Source organism: Pseudoxanthobacter sp., assembly GCF_036822375.1.
In the GTDB taxonomy this organism is placed as follows: domain Bacteria; phylum Pseudomonadota; class Alphaproteobacteria; order Rhizobiales; family Segnochrobactraceae; genus Pseudoxanthobacter.
Window position 1 is genome coordinate 37,471 of record NZ_DAISHT010000006.1, and the last position, 11,844, is coordinate 49,314.

6 protein-coding genes are annotated in these 11,844 nt (G+C 69.2%); all 6 read right to left on the minus strand.

The features are described 5' to 3' along the window. Positions 1-7 precede the first annotated feature (7 nt). Positions 8-376: an AtpZ/AtpI family protein gene (locus V7067_RS01705; protein ID WP_334174140.1), complete on the minus strand. Its 369-nt coding sequence runs from the start codon at positions 374-376 to the stop codon at positions 8-10. Next, entirely contained in the window at positions 376-858 is a 483-nt protein-coding gene (locus tag V7067_RS01710) for a F0F1 ATP synthase subunit epsilon (protein ID WP_334174141.1), read from the minus strand. The genes V7067_RS01705 and V7067_RS01710 overlap by 1 nt, the downstream gene beginning before the upstream one ends. Next, a complete protein-coding gene (gene atpD / locus V7067_RS01715; RefSeq protein ID WP_334174142.1) occupies positions 855-2,378 on the minus strand; it encodes a F0F1 ATP synthase subunit beta in 1,524 nt (507 codons plus the stop codon). The genes V7067_RS01710 and atpD overlap by 4 nt, the downstream gene beginning before the upstream one ends. Positions 2,379-2,488: 110 nt before the next feature. Then, positions 2,489-6,244 carry a PAS domain S-box protein gene (locus V7067_RS01720; RefSeq protein ID WP_334174143.1) on the minus strand — a complete coding sequence of 1,252 codons (3,756 nt, stop codon included), beginning with the start codon at positions 6,242-6,244 and terminating at the stop codon, positions 2,489-2,491. 59 nt (positions 6,245-6,303) lie between these two features. Continuing rightward, positions 6,304-8,550 carry a bifunctional diguanylate cyclase/phosphodiesterase gene (locus V7067_RS01725; protein WP_334174144.1) on the minus strand — a complete coding sequence of 749 codons (2,247 nt, stop codon included), beginning with the start codon at positions 8,548-8,550 and terminating at the stop codon, positions 6,304-6,306. 127 nt (positions 8,551-8,677) lie between these two features. Then, positions 8,678-11,311, minus strand: coding sequence for a diguanylate cyclase (locus tag V7067_RS01730; RefSeq protein ID WP_334174145.1), 2,634 nt, complete (start codon positions 11,309-11,311; stop codon positions 8,678-8,680). Positions 11,312-11,844 lie beyond the last annotated feature (533 nt).

Below are 11,844 nucleotides of genomic sequence, written 5' to 3' on the forward strand. Positions count from 1 at the left end.
GCGCGCCTCACGGATCGTCCCTGCTGACGTTACGGTGCATCCAGCGCCAGGCCGACCACAGCCCGAAGGCGGCCCCCAGCATGATGAGCGGCGCGGAAAAGAACACGCCGCTGCCGGCCAGCCCGTCCAGCCAGCGGCCGAGAATGGCGCCGGCCAGTGTCGGCACCACGATGGTCCAGCCCAAAAGGCCGATCTGGCCGAGGCGGGCGCCGAGCGAGGGTTCCGGGTCGCCGCGGCCGGCTTTCGCGCGCGCGGCCGCGCGGTGCGCGGCGCGGGCCACGGTGTCGCCGGTGCCGGCGGGCGGGGCGGCATCCTCGGCCGGGCGGCTGTCGCCGGGGCGGGGCGCATCGCGGGTGTCGTCTTCCGGCGCGGCCATCAGGACGTCCCTCCGCGCACCGGCCCCGGTGCCGGCGGATGGGCCATCGCGTCCGGTCCCGGCCGCAGATAGCGCATCATCTGCCGCACGGCGCGGGCGTGCAGGCGGGTTTCTTCCACCCGCGCCTTGCGGGCGGCTTCAAGGGCGGCGGCGCGCAGGGCGGCGACTTCGGCTTCCAGCGTCGCCAGATCGTCGCCCACGCTGCCCGTGCGGCAGGCAATGGCCACGCGCGCACCGTCTTCCACCCGCATGACGCCGCCGCCGTGGGCGCAGAAATGCCAGTCGCCGCCGGCGGTGCGCCAGCGCACCACCGAGGGCGACAGTACGGTGATGAAATCGGTGTGGCCGGGCAGGATGCCGAAGCCGCCGCTGTCGTCCTCGGCGCGCACGGAGGTTGCCGCCGCATGCACCAGAATGGCGGTGGGGGTGGTGATCACCAGATCCAGCCGGCGGCCCGCCGCCGCGGCATCCGCGGGGCTCATGGCCGTCCCTCCGCAGCTTTGTCCGCGGTATCGCCCCCGCCGGAGGCGGCATGGTCTGCGCCGGAGGCCGGCGCGCGGGCGGCGGTTTCGCGCGTCCGCGCTTCCTCCAGCGTGCCGACCATGTAGAGCGAGCTTTCCTGCCAGTCGTCGCATTCGCCGGCCAGAATGGCCTTGCAGCCGGCCAGCGTGTCGGCCACGGGCACCGAGCGTCCGGGCACGCCGGTGAAGGCTTCCGTCACCGAAAACGGCTGGGTCAGGAAGCGTTGCAGGCGTCGGGCGCGCCCGACGATGCGCCGGTCGTCGCTGCCGAGTTCCTCAAGGCCGAGCAGGGAAATCACGTCCTGCAGGCCACGATAGTGCTCGATCGTGCGGCGAACGGCGAGAGCGACATCGGCGTGCTCCTGCCCCACCACCAGCGGATCGAGCAGCACCGACGACGAGGCAATGGGATCGACGGCGGGATACATGCCCTCCGCCGCCATGGCGCGCGACAGCACCACGGTGCTGTCGACATGGGCGGCGATGGTGGTCACCGCCGGGTCGGTGAAATCGTCGGCCGGCACATAGACCGCCTCGATGGCGGTGACGGCCGCCCCGGCGCGCGAGGCGATGCGCTCCTGCAGCGCCGCCACCTCGCTGGCGAGGGTCGGCTGATAGCCGACCCGCGAGGGCAGGCGGCCGATCAGGCCGGAAACCTCCGCGCCCGCCTGCACGAAGCGGAAGATGTTGTCCATCAGCAGCAGCACGTTCTGGTGCTTCTCGTCGCGGAAATATTCCGCCACCGCCAGCGCCGTCATCGGCACGCGGAAGCGGGCGCCGGGCGGCTCGTTCATCTGGCCGTAGACCAGCACCGTGCGGTCGAGCACGCCGGAATTGCGCATGTCGAGCAGCATCTCGTGCCCCTCGCGCGAACGCTCGCCGACGCCGGCGAAGACCGAAATGCCCTGATAGCCGGCCACCATGGCGTGGATCAGTTCCATCACCAGCACGGTCTTGCCCACGCCCGCGCCGCCGAACATCGCCGCCTTGCCGCCCTGTGCCAGCGGCGTCAGCAGATCCAGCACCTTGATGCCGGTGGCAAACAGGCCCTCCGGCGCGGCGCGCAGCGCCAGCGGCGGGGCCGGGGCGTGGATCGGCCTGCGGGGGCAGTCGGCCGGCAGCGGCGGGCCGTTGTCGCGCACCGTGCCGGAAACGTCGATCAGCCGGCCGAGCACGGCCTCGCCCACTGGCACCTGCAGCGGCCCGCCGGCGCGGGTCGCCCGGCTGCCGCGCGCCAGCCCGGCGGTCGGCTCAAGGGCAATGGTGCGCACGGTGCCCGGATCGAGATGGGCCTGAACCTCGGCCAGAATCTGCCCGCCGCCGGGCCGGGCGATAAAAAGCGCATCGTCGATCGGCGGCAGCGGCGGCGGGAAGGTGATGTCCACCACTGCGCCGCGCACCGCCACGACCTGCCCGTTGCGGTCGCCGCCGGGCCGGCCGGTTTCGCCTGCTGCGTGCCGGACATCTGCACTGGCCGTCATGTCTGTCCGCCTGCTCTCAAGCCCCGCGACGGGGGACGGAAAGCAAGACTACACCCGGCCGGGCGGCCTTGCCCATACGCAGCATTGCGGACCGGCCGGCGCGGCGATCGTCAGGCCTGCACGGCGTCGGTGCCGGCCAGAATTTCGGCCAGCGGCTTCGGCCGGCCGAAGAGATAGCCCTGTGCCCGGTCGATGCCCAGCGACCGCACGGTGGCGAGCGTGGCCTCGTCTTCCACCCATTCGGCCACCGTCGTCACGTTCAGCAGGCGCGACAGGCTGGCAATTGCCGCCACGATGGCCCGGTCTGTCTCGTCGGTGCAGATGTTGGCGATGAACGAGCCGTCGATCTTCACATAGTCGGGATGGAACTGCTTCAGATAGGTCAGCGAACTCTGGCCGACCCCGAAATCGTCGAGAGCGATGCGGGCACCGGCCTGCTGGGCACCGCTGGCAAACGCGGTGGCGGCGGCGAAATTGTTGATGAACGCCGTTTCCGTGATCTCGAAATGCAGCCGGGCCGGGGCGATGCCGGAAAGCGCGATCTGGTCGTTCACGAACGGCCAGAAGGTGGGATCGTCGAGGGAATTGCCCGAAATGTTGATCGAGACCGACAGCCCCGGCCGGGCCTGCAGGGCGCGCCGGTAATCGTTCAGCACCGTGCGCACCACCCAGCGGTCGATCCGCCCCATCAGGTTATAGCGCTCGGCGGCGGGGATGAAGCGGCCGGGAGAAACCGGTGCGCCGTCGGCATCGGCCATGCGCACCAGAATCTCGCAAAGCTCGTGACCGCCGCCGCCGATGTCGACGATCTGCTGCGCATAGAGCTGCAGGCGGTTGCCTTCGATGGCGGTGCGCAGGTCGGCGACCAGATCGATATCGCCGCGGTGGCGGCGGGCATCGCCGGCCTCGGAACTGTAGAGTGCAAGCTGATCGCGGCCGGCCGACTTGGCGGTGTAGCAGGCGACATCGGCCTCCATCATCACCTCGGCCGGGTCGCGGGTGTCGGGTGCGATGTCGGTGACGCCGATGGACACGCCGACATCGAAAGCCCGGCCCCGCCAGCGGAAGGTGAACAGCCGGATGGCTTCCAGCGCGCGGGTGGCGATCGCCTCGGCTTCGGTCAGGTCGCAGTCGCGCAGCAGCAGCGCGAACTCATCGCCGCCGAGGCGGGCCACCACGTCGGAGGGACGGATGGCCGCTTTCAGGATCCGCGCCACATCCTTCAGCAGGGCGTCGCCGGCGGCGTGGCCGGCGGTGTCGTTGACGATCTTGAAACGGTCGAGATCGACGAAGGCGAGGGCGTGGTGGCGGCCTGTCTGCCGGGCATCCTCGCACAACTGGCCGAGGGTGCGCTCGAAGGCGGCCCGGTTGGGCAGCGCGGTCAGAGCATCGTGGGTGGCGGCATGCAGCAGCTGCCGCTGCAGCACGCGCGTTTCGGTGATGTCCTGAAAGACCAGCACCGCGCCCAGAATCTCGCCGTCGGGCTTCCTCACCGGGGCGGCGGAATCCTGAATGTTGCAGCGGCCGCCGTCGCGGTGCAGCAGCACGGCATCGTCCTGCAGGTAATAGGGCCGGGCGGAAAGCAGGCACTGCTCGACCGGGTCGGGTATCGGTGTGCCGGTTGTTTCATCGACAAGGCGGAAGATTTCCGTCAGCAGCCGCCCCTCGGCCTCCCGGCTGGTCCAGCCGGTGAGATGTTCGGCAATGGGGTTGAGGAAGGTGACGCGGCGGTTCTCGTCGGTGGTGATGACGGCATCGCCGATGGAGTGCAGCGTAATGCGCAGCCGCTCCTTTTCCTCAAACAGGGCGTTCGTCAGGCGGTGCTGTTCGGTGGTGTCCCAGTGGGTGCCGATGACGCGCCGGGGCTGGCCTTCGTCGTCGCGCACCAGGCGGGCGAGGGTGCGCATGATGCGCGCCTGTCCGTCGCGCCGGCGGATGTGCACTTCGGTATCGAGCCTGACGCCGGTGGCGATAGTGCTTTCCAGTGCGGCAAGAGCCTGCGGGCGGTCCTCCGGCGCCAGCATGGCCCGCCAGGTGGTGCGCTCGCCGTCGAACTCATTCTCCTTCATGCCGTAGAGCGCGCACATGCGCGCATCCCAGATCAGGCGCCCGCTGGCGATATCGTATTCCCAGATGCCCACTTCGCCGGCTTCGACGGCAAGCTGTGTGCGCTTGTTCAGAACCCGCAGCGCTTCCTGCGCTTCCTTCAGCGGGGTGATGTCGGTGTGGGTGCCGATCATGCGCAGCGCCCGCCCGGTGCGGTCGCGGGCAATGACCCGGCCGCGGTCGGCGATCCAGATCCAGCGGCCGTCGCGGTGGCGGATGCGGAATTCGGCCTCGAAGGTATCCTGCCGGCCTTCGAGACAGGCGGAATCCAGAGCCTGCACGGCGGCGCGGTCGTCGGGGTGGATGAGCTGCAGCCACAGCGTGGGGTCGTTCAGCGTGTCGTCGGGCGAAAGACCGATCTGGGCCTTCCACGTCGGCGAATAATAGGTGCGTCCGGCCGCGACATCGTAGTCCCACACGCCCTGCCGCGCGCTTTCCAGCGCGAAGTTCCAGCGGCTTTCAGCCTCCGCAATGGTCAGCGCCGCCCGCTTGGCGCCGTCGATATCGGCGATCTGGGAGATGAAGAAGCGCGGCCGGCGGGTGCCCTCCTGCCGCACCAGACTGACCGCCAGCAGCGCCCAGACCACGCGGCCGTCCTTGCGCACATAGCGCTTCTCGACCTGATAGGTATCGATCTCGCCGGCGAGGGTGCGGCGCAGCTGCGACATGTCCTTGTCGAGGTCTTCCGGCCAGGTGATGTCCTGAAACGTCATGACCAGCAGTTCTTCGCGGCTGTAGCCGAGGAAGGTACACACCGATTCGTTGACGGTCTGCCAGTTGCCGTCGAGCCCGACGATCGCCACGCCGATGGCGGAATTCGCCATGGTCTGGCGGAACATCGTCTCGCTCTCGCGGGCCTGACGCTCGCGGTCGGCCAGCAGCGTCTTCAGCGCGGCGAACAGCAGCGGCGGCAGGGTTGAAAGCGCCGTCGAAAGCTCGGTGTTGAGAATGATGTCGGCCGGCTGCGGGCCCTTTGCCGACAGGAAGGCATGGGCCAGCACGGTGAGGATCATCGCCGCGGCCGCAAGGGCGGTCTCGAAGGCGCTGGTGCGCAGCGCCGCATACATCAGCGGCAGGGCCATGACCACGAACGGGAAACGCAGCCAGGTGAGCGAAAGCAGCGTGGCGCCCAGGACGAGCGCGACGATGGCCGCAAGCCCGGCCAGCGCCCCCGGCCGGGCGAGGGCGGCAATGGCGGCCCGGCTGCCGGTCAGCGCCAGCGGCAGCACGGCGGTTGCCCCCAGCAGGCTGCCGACCCACCAGACGGCGGCGACGGTCTCGGGCGGGGCGGACGAAATCACCGCCAGCAGACCGGCGGCAGCGGTGACACCGGCCAGCGGCGCAACCACCGCCCCCGCCAGCAGAGCCTGCAGAAGCTGCACCGGCGACAGGTCCGCATCGCGCTGCGGCAGCAGGCGGTCGAGCAGCACGGTGGCGACGGCGACTTCCAGCGTGTTGGCGGCCGTCAGCGCGGCCGCCGCCGGCAGATCGAAACGTTGCAGCAGGTTCGCGGCGACGATGGCGGCGGCGAACACCACCAGCCCGCGCACGCGGCCATAACCCGGGCGCAGATAGAGAAAGGCGACCATCATGGCATTCGGGAACCAGATGGATGCCAGCAGTTCCGGCAGGCGGCTGAGGGCGATGCAGCCGGTGGCCGTGAGTCCGATCAGAATGAACAGAGGCAGGTCCCAGCGCAGCAGCGTCGGAGCGTCCGTTCCGGGTGCGGCCGGTTCCTTGTCGCGATCCAGCTCCGTCATCGCTCCCATCCGCACGGCCGCAGGCGGCCTTTCGTCTGTCTGCCAGGGGAGGCGCCGGTTCAGTCTGCCTCCACCCGGTCTGTGCGTTCCGTTTCCGCCCCGCCGGCTGCCATGAGCCGGCTTATTTCCGCCTCGGGCATCGGCCGCCCGAAGAAAAAGCCCTGCACGTTGTCACAGCCGGCGGCTTTAAGCCACTCGCATTGTGCCGCTGTTTCGACACCTTCCACCGTCGTCTTCAGGCCGGCGGCATGGGCCATGGCGACGATGGCCTGCACAATCGCCCGGTCGGTTGCATTGTGGCAGAGATTCGCGATGAAACTGCGGTCGATCTTGATGCGGTCCGCATCCATCTGCCGCAGCCGGCTCAGCGACGAGAACCCGGTGCCGAAATCGTCGATGGCGAGCCGGATGCCAAGGGCCCGCAGGGCGGCGAGGGTCCGTTCGCTCTGCCCGCTTGCGGCGATCATGCCGGTTTCGGTGACCTCGATTTCCAGTCGCTCCGGCGGCAGGCCGCTGGCCGTCAGCGCCGCCGCCACCCGCCCCGGATAGCCCGGGTCGGTCAGCTCCAGCGGCGAGGCGTTGACGGCCACGCTCTGTCCCGGCCAGCGGGCGGCCGTCGCACAGGCTGCCAGCAGCACCCGCCAGCCGATTTCGGCGATGAGCCCGGCTTCCTCGGCAATGGGAATGAAGGCATCGGGCGCGATCCAGCCGCGGGCCGGGTGCCGCCACCGCACCAGCGCTTCCGCGCTGCACGGCTGCCCGTCCGCAAAGGCGAACACAGGCTGGAAGAACACCGTGATCTGGTCGCTGCCTGCGGCCAGTGCCTGCCGCAGGTCGCGTTCGGTCTCGCGCCGGGCCCGCAGCAGCGCATCCATGTCGTCGCCGAACTCGGCCGCATGAACGTGGCTGGCCGAGCGGGCGTGGAACAGCGCCACGTCGGCACGGCGCAGGCACTCCTCGGCGTCGGGCTCCGGCCCGCGGGCCACGAAATAGCCGGCGGAAATGCCGACGAAAACCGGGTTGGCCGCGACGGAGAACGGCACCCGCCCGACATCCAGAATGGTCGCCACAAGGGCGCGCGTGGCCTCTGCCGCACGCCCCGGGGCCACGATGGTGAACTCGTCGCCGCCGATGCGGGCCACGAGGTCGTCCGGCCCGATGCAGGTGGCCAGCCGGTGCGCGAAGGCGGACAGAATGGCATTGCCGCCCTGCGGGCCGAGCGTTTCGTTGACGAGCTTGAAGCGGTCGATGTTGATGTGCACGACGGCCACGGGGGCATCCGGCGTGGCGGCGGCAAGGGCCGTGCGCAGGTACTGCACCAGCAGCGTCCGGTTCGGCAGCCCGGTGAGGTCGTCGTGCAGGGCCAGCCGGTCGGCCGCCTGCCGGGCGGCGGCCTCGCCGCGGGTGCGGCGGAACAGCAGCACGAGGCCGGCGGCCATCACCGCGCAGACCGTGGCAAAAATGCCCGCCAGCACCGGCGCGAGCTTGTGGAACACCGCCTGTCCGGGCAGGAACGGGGCCCAGATATAATAGCCCGCGACCCGTTCGCCGGCGGCTTGCAGCGGATAACCGCTCTGCGGGCCGCCGGCCGGCGGTGCCGTGGGGCTGTAGCGGATGTCGGCGAAGCCGTGCCTCCTGCGCAGATGCTCCAGAAGCGGGCCGTCGAGATAAAGCACCGAGACCAGCAGATAGGGCTCGCCGGTGGCCGCTGCGGCCTCGCCGGGCTCCGGCACCACGGGGCGGATGCTGACGATGGCCGGCCGGCCGGCAAGGGTGACGATTTCTTCCGCGCCGGCGGTGCGTTCACCCGTCCCGCGCGGCATCGCGCCGGCTGCCAGCCGGCTGCGCAGCTGCCGGATCATCGGATCCAGCACCGGTGCGCGCGCGGCGTAGCCGCCCGGCTCGCCCGGCCGGTCGGCATAACGGGCGAGGTCCGCTTCCGGCGCATTCCCGGGGCCGATCAGGATGACATCGTCGTGGCCGAAATAGGTCTGCGGCCATTCGACGAGGTTGTTCCGCAGCCAGAGGCGGCTTGCCGGGCTGCCGTCCTGCAGCCGCTGGACGGCCTCGGTCCAGATCGTCACGCTTTCCTGATCGTGGGCGAGGCCCTGAGTGAGATCGCTCACGGCGTTGCTGAGCTGGGCCGTCTCGCGCTCCACGGCAACGCGGTCCGCCGCGGCGGTCGCCCACCACAGCGTGGCCATGGCCCCGAGGCCAAGCAGCACAACCCCCGCCAGCGCCGGCAGCGCCCGGGTCAGCAGAAAAATCCGCCCCAGCCGTTGGGACACCGCAGCCTGCAGCGCCATCAAGCCCCCGCGACGCCAGACAATTCCCGCGCCTATCATGGCGTGCAAAACGAGTTCTGAACAGGCCTTTGTTGCAGGCTGGCATCCGCAGGGCACGCGGCGGGGGCCGGCGGGGCCGCCACCCGGCTCAGCCGCCCGCAGATCGGTCAGCCGGGTCGCCGGGCGGTTCCGCGCCGGCCGCAGTCTCCTCGGCCGTGCAGGCCGGTACCGGGTACTCCGGTGCGTCGGAAATGACGTAGCGGTCGCGCCCTTCCGCCTTGGCCCGGTACATGGCGGCATCCGCGCGGGCGACAAGGCTCTCGACATTGCTGTCGAACATGTTGCCGATGCTGATGCCGATGCAGGCGGAAACCGTGACGCTGGTGGTACTGAGCCGGAAGGGGGCCTTCAGCCGGGCGAGGATCTTCTCCGCCACCACCGTCGTTGCCTGCGGGGTGTGGACGGAGGGCAGAAGCACGACGAACTCGTCGCCGCCCAGCCGGGCGACGGTATCCTCGTCGCGCACGCAGGCCCGGATGCGCTGCGCGACCTGCCGCAGCAGCTCGTCGCCCACCGCATGGCCGTGGGTGTCGTTGACCGGCTTGAAGCGGTCGAGATCGATGAACAGCACGGCGGCGTGGCCGTTGCGGCGCGTGGCCTGCACCAGCGCCTGAGTAATACGGTCGTTCAGCAGCGTGCGGTTCGGCAGCCCGGTGAGGCTGTCGAAATTGGCGCGGTGCCACAGCAGATCCTCGCGCTCGTGACGCTCGCTGATGTCGGAGATGAGCGCGACATAGCCGATGGTGGTGCCGTGCGGATCGAACACCGGGCTGACGACCATGCGTTCGACGATGCTTCTGCCGTCCTTGCGATGGGCCTGAATCTCGCCTTCCCACGAGTGGCGGACGGCGAGGCTTTCGTGCATGCCGCGATAGAGCGGATTGCTGTCCGGATCGGCGAGGAAGATCTCGGCCCGCCGCCCGACGATGTCGCGAAGCTCGAACCCGGTGATGCTGGTGTAGGCGGCATTGATGCGGCTGACGACGCCGAGGGCATTCGTCACCATGATGCCTTCGGCGGTGAAATCGAACACCAGCTTGCCGATGCGCGCAGCCTCCTCCAGCTCGACCACGCGGGTGATGTCGGCGAACGAGACGACGGCCCCGGCCGGCCGGCCATCGGCATGCGGCGGCAGCCGGCGGGAACTGATCGTCAGCCAGCGCTGAGTGCCGGCCTCGTCGAGCGTGTAGAGGATCTCCGCATCGAGGTCGCGGCCGAGGGCGCGCATCGACGGCCGGTCGCCGATGCACACCGGCACATCCTCCGGCGTGAACAGGGCCTTGGTGCGCTGCACGAGCCCGGCTTCGTCGGTGGCCAGCACGGCGAGGGCGGCCTGATTCCAGCGCACGATCGTGCCTTCGCCGTCCATCACGATCATGCCGCTCGGCACCACCTCGAACAGCGCGCGGTGGCGGGCCTCGCTCTCCTCAAGCTGCTGCTGCAGCGCAAAGCGGTCGGTCACGTCGTGGACGATGGAATAGAGCAGGAGTTCGCCGCCGACCTCGATCGGGCCGGAATAAACCTCCACCTGCCGTATTTCGCCGGAAGCCAGCCGGTGGGGAAACAGAAAATAGGGCCGCAGCAACGCCCGCGCCTCGGCCATCCGCGCCATGATCTCGTCGTGAGGCAGGCAGTTGATGTCGAAGATATGCCGGGAGAGCAGTTCGTCGCGGGTGTAGCCATAGAAATCGCAGGCGGCCTGATTGGCGTCAACGATCTGGCCGGTGTCGGGATGGGTCAGGAGCTTGACGGACTTGTTCTGGTTGAACAGGGCCGTGTAGAGCATCTTCTGCCGTCGCAGCCGCTCTTTCTGCCGCTCCAGCCGCACCATCAGGTAGAGCGCCGTGAACAGCAGCGTCAGAATGATGGTCGTGCCGGCCGCGTTGGTCAGCCGCTCGCGGGCGATGCTGCTCCGTGTCTGGGCGACCAGATCCTCTTCGGAAAGGCCGACGAAGGCCACCACCGGCAGGTCAGGCACGCGGCTCCACGCAATGATGCGCAGCACCGGTTCCGCGCTGCCCTCGTCGATGAAGACGCCTTCGGCCGGCGCATCGGGCACCAGATAGGGGCGGTTGCTGCGCACGCCGTGGCTGAGCAGGCCGGGCATGCCCTGATTGCGCGCCAGATAGTTGCCGTCCGGCAGCTGGACCGCGCCGACCACGTCGTTCGGCCCCAGATGAATACGGGCCAGCTCGTCGGAAAAATACATCGGCGACAGCGACAGCACCAGCACGCCGGCAAAGGCACCGTTGTCTGTCACGCGGCGCGCAATCGGCAGTTCCCACTGGCCGCTCGACGGGCTGACCGAGATGCGGCCGAGCACAACCGGATCGGTGTCCGGCGGGGCATCGGCAAGGGCCCGGAAGAAGTCGGCCCCGGCGGCGCTGACCGGCAGCACGGGGCCGCTGCTGGTGGCGATCGTCGTGCCTTCACGGTCATAAAGCGTGATGCGCCCGTAGGCGGAAGGCGGCAGCAGCGCCAGTGCGCGCGCGGTGGCCGCCAGGAAGCTCCCGCCCGCCGGTTGCTTCAGCGCGCTGCGCACATCCAGCAGCACAAAATCCGCATTACGGAAGGACAGCGCAAAGGCCTGACGAACAACCTCCGTCAGTTGCCCGGCACGCAGCTTTCCTTCCTGGATTTCCGATTCATAGGCGCGGGTGAACGATTGTTCGAGGCGGACCCAGTAAGCAATCGAAAACACGACCGTGAGGGTGACATACAAGGCAATATAATGCCATCCCCGCGCTTTGCGTTGCATCTTCACCAGAGTCCGGCCTACCTGAGCGTACTCCTTATGCGGGCCCGGACTGGTGAATGCAATTCATTTTTTGCGGTGGATCAGTTTCTCTCGGGTGTGTTGCCGGCTGGCTGTTTCAATCATCGCGATCTGGCGCAAACGATGCAATTTTCCCGCGTAATGCTGCGCGAATGCCGGAAAATGCTGCAGTTCTGCGGTTCCTGCGGGCCCCGGGGCGCATGACGGTGCAGGACCGGGGCCGCGAGCCATGCCGCGCCCGATGGCAGGACTGCGTTTTTTAGGTGTTGCCCGGCAGGGGTGATCGGACGCACGCGAATGGTGAACCGCCTGTCTGCCCCGCCGCGCGATCCGCGTCCGGGGCGACCGGCGGGCAGGTCCCGTCCGGCACCGGCAGGTGGCATGCCGGCAGAACATTGCGCTCCGCCCGCGTCTGATCCGCGTCCGGTCGCAAGCAGAGGAAGAATTTCCGTGACGACCCCCGTATTGCCGAATTCGCT